We start from the raw sequence: 14,538 nt of genomic DNA on the forward strand, positions 1-14,538 counted from the left end.
TGGGGTGGACACGTGCACAAGGATCTCCGATCCCGCCCTCGCTCAGGTAACCCGGGACTCACTCCGGGTGTCTCACCTCAGCCTGACAAAGAGGGGTCGACCCGATCGCCTCTCACACTCCTTACCGGCTGAGCCTTCAAAGCATGCACGTCGCGCCGTGCCGCCGCAGGCAGCCGGAGCGCAGGACTTTGGATGTTTCTCGCGTCCTCATTCATGGCCTCTCCCGTGTAGGTCAGTCCTGAGCAATGCCTTGCCTCGTTGGTAGCGAGCACACGGTTTCGAGAACGTTTCGTTCACGCGGGACGCCTGGCGTCGCTCGGTCCGCCTCGTCGGTCTGCGTCCATGATCGTCAAGCGCGCACGTCCGCTAGACGACAGTCAGCTTGGGGAAATTTCCGTCGCACTTGCTGTCGCCCGCTTGTACGGTGTCGCGGTGGACGTGTTGGGGATCGATGTCGAGAACTCAATGATTCGACGCTGGGCTGGCTGGCTGGCGCCGGCCTGTCAGCCGTTCTTCTTGACCGCCGCCGAGGTGGTCGAACTCGGGCTCACACCTGACCGCCCGACCCGCGATTTGCCGGCCGAGCTTCGCGATACCTACGAGGTCTGGAACCTTCCTGAGGGCCTGGAGGTCGTGTGGCTTGACGAGCATGTGTTTCATGCTCAGCCGCGCGAGGTGCGTGCCGCGCTCGTCCGAGCGCAGGTAAGACACGGGCGAGGAGCCGTGCCTACCATCGCCGATTGGGCAGACCTTCTTGATGCACAGGTGCTGCGCGAGCAGGCTGACGGGGCTCGATTCGTCTGGTGGCCGACCCTGGTGGAGCCTCATCTCGATGCCGTCCTCAAGCGCGTTATCAGTGAGTGGCAACTACCCTGCAAGCGCATGTCGGTGTCGGAGGAGATCTGGCGCACTTCCTCATCCAAACTCCCCCGTGCCCGAGCACTCAGTGGAACCTTCGCCACAGGGAGCAGAGGAAGCTCCTTCGCCAAAGAAGGCGCAACATTCTGCTTCGCCACCGTGATGGCGGCAGCAGGTGTCCAGGGCGCCGACGATGAGCCCTTCGAAGCATGGCTCGCCGCTCACTGCACGGTCGGAGGTAGTGACGATCTGCCGGGAACCGTGCTGGTATGGCGCGACGCCGACGGCAACAACACACATGCGGCGGTCACTCTGGGAGGCGGCTGGGCACTGCATAAACCAGGTCAGGAATGGCTTAGCCCTCGCCAAGTGCTCACGGTGCGCGACCTCATCGGCCTCGCTCCACCGGCAGTCACACTGCACCGGTACTCCCTGCAGGATGCCGACGCCCGCACCGCCCTGGACGAGCCAGCCTGAAAGGCGAAGGTCGGCGGGGCGGCGCTGGGGCGTGAGTCGGGCGCGCTAGCCGGCTCGAGCCACGAACACCCCCCACGCCAGGTTGCCGGCCCGTCCGCCGTCGACCCAGTGTCGAAGCCCGACCTTCATGCGGCTGAGGTAGTCGTCGCTGATCCGGCCGGAAAGTTCCTGCTCGCGGCGTTCGGTTTCCTCGAGCACTCGCTGGTAGTGCGTGGACAGGTGCGGGCTGAGGTCCTCGAACTCCACCGGGCTCATTCCGAGACGCCGCAACTCCCGGTGGTAGAAGCCGGGCGAGGCCATGCTGTCAAGGCGAAGACGCTTCAGGATGGGTACGAGAGCCTCCCGCTGGCAATCGTCGGCCGCCATCGGATCAGTAAAGACCAGGTGGCCACCGGGTCTGAGGACGCGGACCGCCTCCTCCAGTACCCGCGTCCGATCGCCGCTGTGCAGCATGGCGTCCTGCGACCACACGACGTCGAACTTGCTGTCCTCGAAGGGGAGATCCTCGAACGACCCGTCGACGACCTCGACCATCCCGTCAAGGTCGTGCGCGGCGTTCAGTTTGCGGTTTCGGGCGTTCTCCACCTCGCTGAGGTTGAGGCAGGTGACCTGACAACCGTGGGTTGCGGCCAGGAGTCGCGCGGCGCCGCCGAAGCCCGCACCCAGGTCGAGAACCCGAGTGTCCGGAGAAAGCTGCAGCTTCGCGGCCATGCGTTCGACCGTACGCCGGCTCGCGGTCGCGATGCTCTGCGTCTCTCCGTCGTAGATTCCCACGTGGATATCCTCGCCGCCCCAGATCGTCGCATAGAAGGTGTCGGCGTCTTCGGAGTTGTAATAGTCGCGAGCTGTGTGCACGGCGGTTGAATAGGAGTCGGAGATGTCCTCTTCTATGCGGTAGGACTTCTCCGCCACATGGATGAAGAAGTCTGGTTCGCCTTCTGGATGGGTGTCCTGGAAGTCTCCGTACGTGTCGATGCGCTGGAATCCCACGTCCCGCATCAGGCGGCGCATGTAGTCCTTGCGCAAGGGATACATGTTGAGGTGATACTGCGAGCGGTCGGGGAAGGTGTAACGAAATCTGGCGAGCCCGTCGTCGACGTGCTCGGGGTCGACGGACACCTCGTCACCGCAGTAATAGTAGGTGTGACTGTTGGAGTAATCGCCGTCCAGGAGCGCGTCATAGTTGCGCTGGTCGATGATCAGTATGCCGTCGTGCTTGAGCATGGCATAGAACTCAGCAAGCGCCTTCCGGCGATCGCGTTCGGAGAAGAGATGGGTGAAGGAGTTTCCCAGGCAGACGATCGCGTCGTACTCCCCATGCACGTCGCGGTTCAGCCAGCGCCAGTCAGCGTGGACGACCCGCAGGATGTGCCCGCCACGTTTCCGGGCGTTCTCGAAGGCCTTGGCCAGCATGTGGGGACTGCCGTCCGCGCTGACCGTCTCGAATCCCTCATCAAGGAGACGAACCGAGTGGAAGCCCGTCCCGGTAGCGACGTCGAGTACGGTCTTTACGCCGCGCGCTTTCAGCTGGTCGATAAAGAATCTCCCCTCGCTTTGCGCACGCTTGTTCCAGTCGATCAGCTCATCCCACTTTTCGACGAAGCTGGTGACGTACTCCTGCGTGTAGTGGTCGGTGTCCCTTACCTCGATCGGGTTCTCTCCGAACTGCTGATGACTCTCAAGTCCTTCGCTCTCGCGCATCGAGCTCTCGTGCCGGGCACCGTCGCGTCCGGCGACTGCACGCTGGACAGGATCGGCGGCGGGTAGCGAAGCGGCCTGCGCTGTTCGTCGGGTTTCGTGGACACTCCTTGCCACGTTATGCACACTCCCAGGGATTTTCGGTGGTCAGATTTTCGGCCGATTCCAAAGCACGAGCGCAATACCACGCCTGCCGGCATTGGTGAAGGCCGCAAGGGGACACGCGCCGCGGCGGGCGTACTCACACCGATCCGCATGCCGGATGGATGCGGGTTGACGGCGGCTGCGCAGTCGTCAGGGGTCGCCATCGACCCCGCGGGCGACCGGCGCCGTTGCCGGTCCGGCGCAGCCGCGAATGGCTTCCGCAAGGCCGCGCACCGCAAGCCAAGCTATGCGATCTGTGTCCAGCTATCAACACTCCGCCCGAACGGGCCATCGACGGCGGCATCGATCCGGCGCACGTGCGGGTGGATGGGGTACGCCGGCTCGCTCATCGCTCCCCGAGCGGAACTCCTCGCCTGGGCAGCGACTTCGCGCACCAAGCTCCGGCGGCGGTGAGTAGGGCCGACCTCCGGTTCGCTCATGTAGGTTGGCACGAAGCTGCGCGGATCTAACCCTGTGGATGATGGAGGACGGCTTGCCGAGTGAGACCTTGGTGCTGCCCAACGTGTACGGCTTGATCAAGCGTCGTGATGAAGGCGGTGTGCTGATCCAGCGACGGTGGAAGCCACAGACGGATCCGGACAACCTCGGCAAGTGGGAGCTGCCAGGCGGCAAGTGGCGTGCCGACGAGTCGGCGCAGGACTGCTTGCGGCGCGAGCTGCAGGAAGAGTGTGGCATCGATGTCAGCTCAATCGAGGGCTTGTTCGCGCAGCACGAGCACTTGGGCCAGCGGGTCGAGACATCCTCGCCGACTCTGGTGGTTCAGATGCTGATCGGGTCGTACCCCTCGGTCCTGGTGGTGTACTCCGGCTTCTCCGAGGAGCAACCGGCCTCACGAGGTGATGGTGCACGGGACGCCACCTTCATGGACGTATCCGAGCTGAAGAGCGCCCTACGGCAGCATCCGGACACCTTCACCGCCCTGTCATTTGCTGCACTGACAGAGCTTTTGTCACGAGAACTGCTGTAGCGAAGAGGTCACCCAGCCGTCGCCGTGCTCTACTTCGGGGATGGATGATCGCCTACCGGATCCCACGCAGGCGGCGAGTTGGCGGCGTACCGCCGTGCAACCCGTCCTCGAGGCGTATGCCGCTTCCGCAGTGGTCGACGCCGTGATGCTGAGCGGTTCCACCGCCCGCGGTGACGCTGACCGCTGGTCCGACACGGAGGTCGGTGTGTTCTGGTCCCGGCCGCCGACGGCCAGAGAACGCGCCGCGGTCGCTGAGGCGGCACGCGCGGTTGACATCCGTATGGTGACCGGCGAAGACGCGAACCCACCTTGGTACGACCACATCTACCTCGGCGTCGGACGGCCGGACGGGCTGATGGTCGAAGTCGTACACACGTTGACGAAAGTGGTCGACGACACCCTCGACAGCGTGCTGAGATCCTGCGAACCCGACCCGCCCGGCCTCGACGCCATCAAGGGAATCGTCGACGGCGCCGAGGTCAGCGGCGCAGGAGCGGACGTCGTAGCCCGCTGGAAGGCACGCGCGGCCACATATCCGCGCGGCCTCGCGATCGCTGTCGTCCAACGGGACGGCGCGATCGAACAGTTCTGGCGTTGGCGCATGCTCGTCGAACGCGACAATCCGCTCTTGCTCGCGCGCGAGTTCAGCCGGATCGCGAGCCAGCTGCTCAACGTCCTGCACGCGCTGAACGGTCGCTACTGCGGACACCCGTCGGCGTTCAAACGCCTCGACGCGCTGGAGAACGAACTGACGATCGCGCCGCGCGGGCTCGCAGCTCGACTGCGTTCGGCATTCACACTGCCCGCGGCGGAGGGCGCGGCGGTGCTACGCGATCTGGTTGAAGAGACATACGACCTGGTGGAGCTCCACCTGCCCGAAGTGGACGTCGAGCGGCTGCGCACGTTGTTCCGGTCCGACCGCAGGCCGCTCGAAACACTACCCACGACCTTCAGGGCCGGTACGCACCACGTGCCGATCTCGCCGACCGGCTGCTGACCGATGCGCCGCGCAGGTTTTGCCGGTGAACGCTTCGCCTCGGCGCACGCGGTCGACCCGACGCAGGCGTACGCTGTCCTGCGCCCTCACCGATGAAGATCGAGAGTGGCGCCGCTGACCAGCAGGTACTGGAGGTTGCATGAGCGAGTCGACTGTGCCGGAGCTAAGGTGCCCGCTCTGCGGATGTACGCAGTTCCAGCGCGAAGAGTCCCGCAGTGACTCACGGTGGGGCTTCACGAGCCACCGGATGACGCTGCTGATCTGCGAGCGCTGCCGCTACATTCTGCATTTCTACGACAACCACTCGATCTTCGACTTCGACTAGTAGTCCCCTCGTGGGTAAGGGCTCGGACCTGCCTGGTACCTCCCCGGTTGTTGAGTTGGGTCCGAAACTGTAGACTCCGCGGCCTTCGGTCTACACTTTTAGGACCCAACTCAAAGCTGGCTCAACCAAGAGTGGGTAGCGGTCGTTAGTTGGCGGGAAATCCCATACTGATCTGGCTCTCATTCGCCTCGGGCCACCTGCTCGTGACGACTTTCCGGCGGGTGTAGAAATTGAAGCTCTCTGGACCGTAGATGTGCGTGTCGCCGAAGAGGGAGTTCTTCCAGCCACCGAATGAGAACGCACCGATCGGAACGGGGATCGGCACGTTGACCCCCACCATGCCGACTTCGATATCGAACTCGAACTCCCGCGCGGTCTTTCCGTCACGGGTGAAGATCGCCACTCCGTTGGCGTACTCATTACTGTTGATGAGCGAGACGGCCTCGTCGTAGCTCGCCACCCGGGCGATCGAAAGCACCGGCCCGAAGATCTCCTCGTCATAGACGCGCATTCCGGGGACGACCTTGTCGATCAGCGACGGACCGATGAAGAAGCCGTCACCGTCGAACCGGAGCTGCCGCCCGTCAACGACGACGCTCGCACCCTCGGCGGGCGCACCCTCGACGAAACCGGCGACCCGGTCCCGCGCCTCCTGGGTGATCAAAGGCCCCATCTCAGTGGCCGGGTCCGCACCGTCACCCACGTGAAGCGCGCCGAGCCGGTCCGTGATCTTGGCGATGAGCGGATCGGCGACGTCGCCGACCGCGACGAGGACGGACACGGCCATGCAGCGCTCGCCGGCCGAGCCGTACGCGGCGGAGACGGCAGCGTCAGCCGCGGCGTCCAGGTCGGCGTCGGGCATCACCACCATGTGGTTCTTCGCCCCACCGAGGGCCTGGACCCGCTTTCCGTTGGCGGCCGCCCGCGCGTAGATGTACTTCGCGATCGGCGTCGACCCGACGAAGGAAGCGGCTCTCACCACGGGATCGTCGAGCAGGGCATCCACCGCCTCCTTGTCCCCGTGAACGACGTTGAGGATCCCGTCGGGCAACCCGGACTCGGCGAACGCCTTGGCGATCCACACCGCGGCGGACGGATCCCGCTCAGACGGCTTGAGGATGACCGCGTTCCCCGCCGCGATCGCGGTCGTGACCATCCACAGCGGAACCATCGCCGGGAAGTTGAACGGCGTGATGCATGCGACTACCCCAAGCGGCTGCTTGACCTGATGTACGTCGACACCGGTGGCAACCTGCTCGGAGTACTCCCCCTTCAGGTGGTGAAGGAGCCCCGCACAGAACTCGACGTTCTCCAGACCGCGCGCGATCTCCCCTGCCGCGTCAGGAACGGTCTTGCCGTGCTCCGCGGTGATGATGCGGGCGAGCTCGTCGCCGCGCTCGCGGAGGATCCGGTGCAACTCGAACAGCACCTTGGCCCGCTTGGCCAGCCCGGTCCGGCGCCAACCCGGTTGGGCCGCCTCCGCGACCCGAACCGCCTCGTGCACGAACTCCGCGGTGGCGAGTGGCACGTGCTTCGTCTGCCGCCCGGTCGCCGGGTTGTGGACAGCACCCATCCGGGTTGCTTCGCGTGCCTCCCGTCCGCCCACAAGGTGCGGGATCACGGCGAGTGTCGCGGGATCGGTGGCCCGTCCACCGGCTTCCAGTGACGTGTCGGTCATCTTCTCCTCCTCGGTTAGCTGGTGGGTACCGGGCCGGTGGTGCGGAGCACGACCTTGCCGCGAACGTGACCCTGGAGCAGGTGACGGTAAGCCGCCCGCACCTCGTCGAGTTCGTACGTCGCGTCGATCGGTAGCACCAGGCGACCCGCGGCGATGTCCTCGGCGACCACCCGCACCGCCGCGGGTTCAGTCGCGCGACGGCCGACCGAGAGCACGCCGTAGGACGCGGCCAGGTCGGCGTCGATGATGGCGTTGACGCGCTGCGGTGGAACACCGAGCGCCAGGGCCTGCTCGATGTCATCAGCACCGCGGGTGGCGAAGACGGCCGAGAGACCACCGGGCGCGAGCGTTCGCAGCCGATCAGCCAGCTGTGGGCCGTACTCGACCGGCTCGACGCCGAGGGCACGCAGGTAGTCGTGGTTTCGAACGCTGGCACTGCCAAGGACCCGGGCACCGGTCGCCCGGGTCAGCTGGACGGCAAGGATCCCGACCCCTCCGGCGGCGCCGCTCACGTAGACGGTGTCTACGGAGGTGAGCCGGAGAGCCGCCACGCCAGCCAAGGCGGTCCGGCCGGCGATGTCGAGCGCCCCGGCCACCTCGACACCCAGTCCTGGGGGCACGGGGTTGAGGGTGCTGAGGTCATCGATGATCAGGTGGTCGGCCTGAGCACGCAGCCGCGCCCCGCCATACACCAGGTCTCCGACGGCGACACCCTCGACGCCGGCACCGACCTGATCGATCACCCCGGCGAAGTCGTTGCCCATGCCGGCGGGCACGCGCACCCCGAAGCGGTCGGCTATCGGCCCGCCGGCGAGGATCTTCGCGTCGACCGGATTGAGCCCGGCGACGAGCACCCGGACGCGTACCTGACCGGATCCGACCGTCGGTGCGCGGCCCGTCTCGACGGTCAGCGCGTCGACCCCGCCGAAGCGATCGAAGATGACTCGACGCGACATTCAGCGCTCCAGCACGACGGCGAGCCCCTGGCCGACGCCGATGCAGATCGCCGCCACACCGACCCCCCGCCCACGAGCCGCGAGGGAGCGCGCGAGGTGTCCCACGACCCGGGTCCCGGACGCCCCCAGGGGGTGGCCGATCGCGATCGCGCCTCCGTGCACGTTGACCTTGTCTGGGTCGAGGTCCGGCCAGAGGGCGAGGCAGGCGAGCGACTGGGCGGCGAATGCCTCGTTGAGCTCGACGAGATCGACGTCCGCCCACGTCTTGCCGGCCCGCTCGAGTGCGCGGTTGGCCGCATCGACGGGAGCGATACCGAACCGGTGCGGCTCGTTGGCGGCCGCGGCTCTCGACACGATCCGGGCGAGCGGCTCGGTGCCGGGCAGCGCATCCTCACCGCCGACTATCACCGCGGACGCACCGTCGTTGAGCGGTGAGGAGTTGCCTGCAGTGACCGTACCGGCGGGCCGGAAGGCCGGCTTGAGCGCCGCGAGTGCGGCCATCGACGCGTCGACACGGATGCCCTCGTCACGGGTGAGCGAGGCTCCGGGAACACCGACCACCTCCGCGTCGTAGCTGCCGTTCTCCCAGGCCTGGTTGGCCAGCTGGTGACTGCGCAGTGCGAACGCGTCCTGGTCGTCGCGGCCGATTCCGAACTCGTCCGCGAGGATCTCGGCGGTCTCGCCGAGGGGTACCGTCCACTGCTCGGGCATCGACGGATTGGTCATGCGCCAGCCGAGGGTCGTCGAGTGCAGCTGTTCGTGACCCGGTGGGTACGGGTGGGCGGGCTTGCGCATCACCCACGGGGCCCGGCTCATCGACTCCACACCGCCGGCGATCACGAGGTTGGCGTCCCTCGTCTCGACCGCCCGGCTGGCCTGGATCACCGCTTCCAGGCTCGAGCCGCACAGCCGGTTCACCGTCGTACCAGGGGTCGAAACCGGCAAGCCCGCAAGGAGTGCGGCCATCCTGGCGACGTTGCGGTTGTCCTCCCCCGCCTGGTTGGCCGCACCGAGGATCACGTCATCGACCAGGGCCGGGTCGAGGTCTGGATGGCGATCGAGCAACGCGCGCAGGGTGTGTGCGGCGAGGTCGTCCGGACGGATACCCGCGAGCGCCTTTCCGTAGCGCCCGAACGGCGTACGCACGGCGTCGTAGATGTAGCTGGTCATGACCTCGCCCCTCCCTCGCGCCGCTCCTGCGGCGCCGTGTGCTCGGCTGGCCTGCGCTCGAGGAACGCCTGCTGAGACTCTCGTGCGTACGCGGTGGTCGAGAGCTCGTAGGTCACGGACTGCTCGAAGCGGTACCCGTCGCGCAGCGGCATGAGCTCGACGGCGTTGAACGTCGCCTTCGCCTTTGCCACCGCGGGTGGGTGCTTCGTCGCGATCTCGCGGGCGATTCCCAGGGCCGTCGGTATGAGTTCGGTGTCGGGTACGACGTCGGCGACCGCCCCGTGCCGGAGCAGGTCGTTCCCGCCCAGCCGGCGGCCCGTGAAGAACAACAGCCGGCAGAGCGTCCGAGGTAGGTGCTGCTCGAGGAACTTCGCACCACCCATCAGCCCCCGGTCGAGTTCCGGCATCTGGATCCACGCCGACTCGGCGGCGACGATGATGTCGCAGCCGGCGGCCAGTGCGTAGCCGGCGCCGATGGCTGGTCCGTTGAGGGCGGCGATCACGGGTTTGGGGCAGTCGGTCAGCGCGAAGAAGCTCTCCCGGGTGACCCGGTTGTGTCGCAGGTAATCAGCCGCGCCACCCTCGATGGTGACCCGCTCCTTGATGTCTGCCCCGGCCGAGAAGACCTTGCCCGCCCCGGTGAGTACCACGGCACGGATGTCGTCCCGCTCGGCTATCGCGTCGGCGAGCCAGACGAGTTCCTCCCGGGTACGTCGATCCTGGGCGTTCACCGGCGGCCGGTCGAAGGTGAGCAAAGCGACACCAGGCTCGACCAGCTCGAGGCGAAATCGTTCGAGTCGCACGTGGTCACCGTTCCCGGGCGGCGGCGCGCCAGTCGATGAACGCCTGGAGCCCATGCGTGTAGTCGGGGTCCGGAGCGAAGCCGAGTAGCTGGCGGGCCCGGGACGGGTCGTAGTAACGGGCGGTCGAGATGGCACCGTTCGGCTGGCTCGGGCCTGTCCACTCGATCTGCGTCGGCGCTCCGTAAAGCCGCAGAAGCGCCGTGAGCACGTCCTCGAGCCGAGTGGCGGCACCAGTGGAGACATTGATCGGCGCATTGACCTGGCCACCATCAAGGCCACTGGCAAGGCCAACGTCAAGCGCACGGACGAAGCACTCGGCCGCATCGGCGACCTGCACCCAGTCGAGGGCTGCGTTCGGATCACCATCGACTGTTGGCACCCGTCCGGCGTCGACGTCGTCGAGCACCGACAGGAGGAACCTCGAGGTGAGGCCCATCCGCAGGCGGGCCCCGAACAGAACGCCAAGGCGCAGGGCGGCCCACCGCATCCCGTTCGCCGCGGCGAATGCCTCCGCGTAGCGCTCATTGACGTACTTGCTCAGTCCGTAGAAGTCGCGGGTGAGTGCCTCGTCGGTCTCGACGAACGGTGCCGGCGCCGCTCCGCCCACAGCCGTACGGTTCACGCCGTAGACGGAGCCGGAGGAGGCGAAGACGACCGGCTTGTTCCCGGCGACCTCGAAGAGGGTGTGGGTGGCCACCACGTTGACCGCGAGGAGCGGTCCAGCCGGGCTGCCGCCGGCCTTCGGCAGGATCGCCGCCACATGCACGACGGCGTCGGCCGCGCCGACCAGAGAGCCGAGGAGGCGTGCGTCCGTCACGTCGCCCACCACGTCGGTCACCTGGTCCGCCGGCGACTCGTGCCCGTAACCGGGTTCACCACGGGCGAGGTCGAGGGCGATTACCTGGTGTCCCTCACGACTGAGCCGATCAACGATGTGCGACCCGAGCATGCCGTTCGCCCCGGTCACGAGGACCGTCCGTCCCCTGGCCATCTGTTGTCCCTTCCTGCCGTCGCTGGGTCAGCCGCTACCAAGGCCCGCTGGAGCTCACGCCGCCCTCACATGTGCCGACCGCCGGCAACCTCGACGACGGTTCCGGTGATGTACGCGGAAAGGTCGCTGGCCAGGAAGAGCGCGGCATTGGCGACGTCGCTGATCTCCCCCAGCCGCCCGAGCGGGATGTCCTTGAGCCGGTCGGCGAGGAGTTCCGGCGACAGACCCTCGATCATCGCCGTCCGGATCAGGCCCGGCTGGAGCGCGTTCACCCGTACACCGAAGCGCGCGCACTCCTTCGCCGCGGCCTTGGTGAGTCCGACCATGCCGGCCTTCGCGGCGCTGTAGCTGGTCTGGCCCGGATTGCCGACCTTGCCGGAGATCGACGACATGTTGAGGATCGAGCCGCCGCGCCCGAGGTCACGCATCGCCTGGCTCGCCGCCCGCGTACCCAACCAGGCGCCGAGCAGATGAACGTGGATGACGGCGAGGAAGTCCTCGACTGTCATCTTCCGCATCGAGGCGTCCCGCGTGAAGCCGGCGTTGTTGACGAACACGTCGAGGGACGCGAACTCCTTCAGGGCCCGCTCGACCAGGGCGGCGACGGAGGACTCGTCGGTGACGTCGCAACCGCATCCGATCGCCTCGACCCCGGACTCGACGAGGGTCCGCGCCCGCGCCTCGGCCGCGTCCGCGTCGATGTCGGCGACCACGATCCGGGCGCCGCTCGCCCCGAAGACGCTGGCTATCTCGGCGCCGATCCCGCGCGCGGATCCCGTCACGACCGCGGTCTTTCCTTGCAGCAGCATGCGTTAGTCCTTCGGCTTCACGTCGACGACAGCCCGGCCCACGATCCGCCGTTCGTCGAGCGCGCGGTAGGCGGCGCCAGCACCGTCGAGGTCGAACCGGTCGGTGATGAGGGGGTCGACCTGGATCCGCCCGGTGGCCGCGAGTTCGAGCACGGCCGGCATGTCGGTGCGGGCCCGGGCGCCGTAGGAGCCGAGGATCTGTATCTTGCGCCGGACAACGTGCGCGATGTTCAGCCGGGCGGTCACCCCGGCCGGTGCGATGCCCACGAGCACCACCCGCCCGCCGTCATCGACGCTCCCGATCGCGGTCTCTACGGTCGTGGCAGCCCCCAGCGCCTCGAACGCCACGTCGACACCCCGGCCGCCGGTGATCTCCCGGACGCGTGCGACAGCGTCTTCCTCGCTGGCGTCGACCACATGCGTCGCGCCGAGCTCGCGCGCGAGGGCCAGTTTCTCGGCACTCACATCGACCGCGACGATGGTCGAGGCGCCGAACGCCGCGGCCATCTGCACGATGTTGAGCCCGATGCCGCCGACGGCGACCACCGCGACCGACTCGCCTACCCCGAGCCGGGCGACGTTCTTGACCGCACCGTAGCTGGTGAAGACACTGCAGCCGAGGATGGCGGCGTTGTTGAGGTCGAGGCCCGCTGGTAGCGGAAACACGTCCGTCGCGGGTACGACGGCGTACTCCGCCAGCCCGCCCATCGAGTACATCGCGATCGGCTTTCCATCGAGGTCGGCCAGCCGGCTGGTGCCGTCGTAGAGGGTCCCCTTGAGCCGGTTGAACGCGAAGAAGGTCTCGCACAGGTCCTCGTGCCCGCGTACACAGTGCCGGCACCTGCCGCACGGCATGATGAAGCTGCACGCCACCCGGTCGCCGACGTTGAGCCCGCTGACACCGGCACCGAGTTCGGCCACGTGGCCGGTGATCTCATGTCCCAGCACGCACGGCGCCGGGAAGGCGACCTCGCCTTTCATCACGTGCAGGTCCGTGTGGCAGACGCCGCAGGCCGCGACCTCGACCAGGACCTCGCCGTAACCCGGCCGCGGATCCGCGAGCGCTTCGACGCCAAGGTCGGCGCCGACCTCCCGGAGCACCGATGCCCTCATGATCCGTTCACCTCCACCTGAGCCGGCTGCCGGCACAGGATCAGCACGGCGATGATGCCGTCCTGGACCACCTCGTCGCGTTGGTTGATCAGGCGCAGGCGTCGGCGCACCACGCCCGAGGTCCCCTTGCTCGTCAGTCGGGTCGACTCGATGGTCATCTCCAGGTGCAAGGTGTCGTTGACGAAGATCGGCGCGACGAACTTCCATTCCTCGATCTCGAGCATGGCGCCCATGGACGTCTTGAACAGGCCCATCCGATCGAGGAAGCCGGTTGCCATCGAAAGCCCGAGTACGCCGTGCGCGACCCGCTGTCCGAACATGCCGGACCGGGTGATTTCCCGATCAAGGTGAATGGGGTTGAAGTCCCCGCTCAGCCCCGCGAAGCCCACCACGTCGGCCTCGGTGACCGTCCGCCCACTGCTCACGAACGTCTGTCCGACCTCGAGGTCCTCGAAGTAGAGGCTGGAGAGACTCCCCACCACGGTCGGCCTTTCCATGTCCTTCACCCGCTCACACCCGATGTCGTCTGCCAGAGCACAGGTCTTCCTTTCGTTGCCGTGACCATCTCTGCGTCGAGGGCATCGAGGAGGTACGCCTCCGCCTCCCCCGTAGCCGCCAAGCGTGCGTTGCCGTCCAGCTCGGACCATGCGCGGCGCCGCCGCATGCGCGCGGCGATCTGCCACGCTGTGGACCGGGTTGTCGCGAGCTGGGTAACTTCTGAGCGCTTCTCGTCGTACACCGCGCGAAGGACCCGCATCCGTGCCGCGAGGTCGTCGAACGGATCGTCGTGGCCAGGGAGCACCACCGCCGGCTCCAGCGCCAGGAGACGCTCGGTCGAAGCCCAGTACTCCTTCAGAGGACGCTCGGGCGCATAGGGCCTGCTCGTCGCGTTGGCCCGGCGGCTCGCGAAGACATGATCTCCGCTGAACAGCAGTCGTAGGTCCTCGTCGAGGTAGCAGGTGTGGCCCGGAGTGTGACCTGGCGCGTGCACGACGCGGATCCGCCTACCACCGAAGCTGACCACCTCATCGTCGGCGAGTACGACGTCAGGCCGCACCGGCCGGGTTCGCGAGGCGATCTCCGCGTACTGTCGCAGCGCGAACTCGGCACCGGCCGGATCGGCTCCGACGCGTGACAGCCACTGCTGGAGGACGTGCGCGAATCCGCCGCCATCCTCGAAGCGGGCTCGCAGTGCACGCCACTCGGCGGCGTGCATCGCGACGCGGACGCCGTACTCAGACTGGAGTAACCCAGCCGCGCCAGCATGGTCATCGTGATGGTGCGTGAGAAGGACGTACCGCAGTGCGGCTGGTTCGACGCCCGCGGCACGCACCTGCGCGAGCAGCTCCGCGTAGGTGTCGGGTGTCCCCCACGGCACGTCGATCAGTACCGCGCCATCGTCGGAGTCGAGCAGGTAGGCATTGACAGAGCCGAAACTGTGCCCAGGTAACCGCACCCGCAACAACCACGTCCGCGCCGAGATCTCAACGAGAGAAGGCTTTGCGTCGACCGAATCCATTGTGGACGCCAC

The 14,538-nt window shown here is 67.1% G+C and carries 14 protein-coding genes; 4 read left to right on the forward strand and 10 right to left on the reverse strand.

Features of this window, described 5'->3' with window-relative positions:
- The first annotated feature begins 342 nt into the window (after positions 1–342).
- The gene (locus B141_RS43500; protein WP_202805972.1) at positions 343–1,335 is read left to right on the forward strand and encodes a hypothetical protein; all 993 of its coding nucleotides are present in this window, start codon (positions 343–345) and stop codon (positions 1,333–1,335) included.
- A 45-nt stretch (positions 1,336–1,380) separates the two neighbouring features.
- Here the strand turns inward: B141_RS43500 and B141_RS0129710 are convergent, their stop codons facing one another.
- Positions 1,381–3,036 carry a glycine/sarcosine N-methyltransferase gene (locus B141_RS0129710; RefSeq protein WP_020578837.1) on the reverse strand — a complete coding sequence of 552 codons (1,656 nt, stop codon included), beginning with the start codon at positions 3,034–3,036 and terminating at the stop codon, positions 1,381–1,383.
- Positions 3,037–3,658: 622 nt separating this feature from the next.
- On the opposite strand from B141_RS0129710, the gene B141_RS46345 reads away from it, so the two are divergent.
- The 3 genes from B141_RS46345 to B141_RS0129725 all read left to right on the forward strand — a co-directional run bounded on the left by B141_RS46345 (position 3,659) and on the right by B141_RS0129725 (position 5,487).
- Complete coding sequence (locus tag B141_RS46345) at positions 3,659–4,165, forward strand: NUDIX hydrolase (protein WP_020578838.1); 507 nt, start codon at positions 3,659–3,661, stop codon at positions 4,163–4,165.
- 40 nt (positions 4,166–4,205) lie between these two features.
- Complete coding sequence (locus B141_RS0129720) at positions 4,206–5,162, forward strand: hypothetical protein (protein ID WP_020578839.1); 957 nt, start codon at positions 4,206–4,208, stop codon at positions 5,160–5,162.
- A 139-nt stretch (positions 5,163–5,301) separates the two neighbouring features.
- Complete coding sequence (locus tag B141_RS0129725) at positions 5,302–5,487, forward strand: hypothetical protein (protein WP_020578840.1); 186 nt, start codon at positions 5,302–5,304, stop codon at positions 5,485–5,487.
- Positions 5,488–5,632: 145 nt separating this feature from the next.
- Here the strand turns inward: B141_RS0129725 and B141_RS0129730 are convergent, their stop codons facing one another.
- The 9 genes from B141_RS0129730 to B141_RS0129770 form a co-directional block, all read right to left on the reverse strand.
- Positions 5,633–7,165, reverse strand: a complete 1,533-nt coding sequence (locus B141_RS0129730; protein ID WP_020578841.1) for a CoA-acylating methylmalonate-semialdehyde dehydrogenase — start codon at positions 7,163–7,165, stop codon at positions 5,633–5,635.
- 14 nt (positions 7,166–7,179) lie between these two features.
- The gene (locus B141_RS0129735; RefSeq protein ID WP_020578842.1) at positions 7,180–8,121 is read right to left on the reverse strand and encodes an NADP-dependent oxidoreductase; all 942 of its coding nucleotides are present in this window, start codon (positions 8,119–8,121) and stop codon (positions 7,180–7,182) included.
- Entirely contained in the window at positions 8,122–9,291 is a 1,170-nt protein-coding gene (locus B141_RS0129740) for a thiolase family protein (RefSeq protein WP_020578843.1), read from the reverse strand. It abuts the gene before it with no gap.
- Positions 9,288–10,094: an enoyl-CoA hydratase/isomerase family protein gene (locus tag B141_RS0129745; protein WP_020578844.1), complete on the reverse strand. Its 807-nt coding sequence runs from the start codon at positions 10,092–10,094 to the stop codon at positions 9,288–9,290. Before B141_RS0129745 ends, B141_RS0129740 begins: the two co-directional genes overlap by 4 nt.
- Positions 10,095–10,098: 4 nt before the next feature.
- Positions 10,099–11,085, reverse strand: a complete 987-nt coding sequence (locus tag B141_RS0129750) for an NAD-dependent epimerase/dehydratase family protein (RefSeq protein ID WP_020578845.1) — start codon at positions 11,083–11,085, stop codon at positions 10,099–10,101.
- A gap of 65 nt (positions 11,086–11,150) precedes the next feature.
- Complete coding sequence (fabG, locus tag B141_RS0129755) at positions 11,151–11,894, reverse strand: 3-oxoacyl-ACP reductase FabG (RefSeq protein ID WP_020578846.1); 744 nt, start codon at positions 11,892–11,894, stop codon at positions 11,151–11,153.
- A 3-nt stretch (positions 11,895–11,897) separates the two neighbouring features.
- Positions 11,898–13,007 (reverse strand): zinc-binding dehydrogenase, encoded by a 1,110-nt coding sequence (locus tag B141_RS0129760; RefSeq protein ID WP_020578847.1) that lies wholly within the window; start codon positions 13,005–13,007, stop codon positions 11,898–11,900.
- Positions 13,004–13,504 (reverse strand): MaoC/PaaZ C-terminal domain-containing protein, encoded by a 501-nt coding sequence (locus B141_RS0129765; protein WP_051114220.1) that lies wholly within the window; start codon positions 13,502–13,504, stop codon positions 13,004–13,006. The genes B141_RS0129760 and B141_RS0129765 overlap by 4 nt, the downstream gene beginning before the upstream one ends.
- 5 nt (positions 13,505–13,509) lie before the next feature.
- Positions 13,510–14,526, reverse strand: a complete 1,017-nt coding sequence (locus tag B141_RS0129770) for an MBL fold metallo-hydrolase (RefSeq protein ID WP_020578849.1) — start codon at positions 14,524–14,526, stop codon at positions 13,510–13,512.
- Positions 14,527–14,538: the final 12 nt, after the last annotated feature.

The sequence above is a fragment of the Actinopolymorpha alba DSM 45243 genome (assembly GCF_000373925.1).
Classification (GTDB): Bacteria; Actinomycetota; Actinomycetes; order Propionibacteriales; family Actinopolymorphaceae; genus Actinopolymorpha; species Actinopolymorpha alba.

Excerpts from the sequence above, each read along its gene's own strand:
- B141_RS0129725 (WP_020578840.1), top strand. The coding sequence starts at position 5,302 with ATGAGCGAGTCGACTGTGCCGGAGCTAAGGTGCCCGCTCTGCGGATGT.
- B141_RS43500 (WP_202805972.1), top strand. The coding sequence starts at position 343 with ATGATCGTCAAGCGCGCACGTCCGCTAGACGACAGTCAGCTTGGGGAA.
- B141_RS0129765 (WP_051114220.1), bottom strand. The coding sequence starts at position 13,504 with ATGGAAAGGCCGACCGTGGTGGGGAGTCTCTCCAGCCTCTACTTCGAG.
- B141_RS0129740 (WP_020578843.1), bottom strand. The coding sequence starts at position 9,291 with ATGACCAGCTACATCTACGACGCCGTGCGTACGCCGTTCGGGCGCTAC.
- B141_RS0129710 (WP_020578837.1), bottom strand. The coding sequence starts at position 3,036 with ATGCGCGAGAGCGAAGGACTTGAGAGTCATCAGCAGTTCGGAGAGAAC.
- B141_RS0129750 (WP_020578845.1), bottom strand. The coding sequence starts at position 11,085 with ATGGCCAGGGGACGGACGGTCCTCGTGACCGGGGCGAACGGCATGCTC.
- B141_RS0129735 (WP_020578842.1), bottom strand. The coding sequence starts at position 8,121 with ATGTCGCGTCGAGTCATCTTCGATCGCTTCGGCGGGGTCGACGCGCTG.
- B141_RS0129720 (WP_020578839.1), top strand. The coding sequence starts at position 4,206 with ATGGATGATCGCCTACCGGATCCCACGCAGGCGGCGAGTTGGCGGCGT.
- fabG (WP_020578846.1), bottom strand. The coding sequence starts at position 11,894 with ATGCTGCTGCAAGGAAAGACCGCGGTCGTGACGGGATCCGCGCGCGGG.
- B141_RS46345 (WP_020578838.1), top strand. The coding sequence starts at position 3,659 with ATGGAGGACGGCTTGCCGAGTGAGACCTTGGTGCTGCCCAACGTGTAC.
- B141_RS0129730 (WP_020578841.1), bottom strand. The coding sequence starts at position 7,165 with ATGACCGACACGTCACTGGAAGCCGGTGGACGGGCCACCGATCCCGCG.
- B141_RS0129760 (WP_020578847.1), bottom strand. The coding sequence starts at position 13,007 with ATGAGGGCATCGGTGCTCCGGGAGGTCGGCGCCGACCTTGGCGTCGAA.
- B141_RS0129770 (WP_020578849.1), bottom strand. The coding sequence starts at position 14,526 with ATGGATTCGGTCGACGCAAAGCCTTCTCTCGTTGAGATCTCGGCGCGG.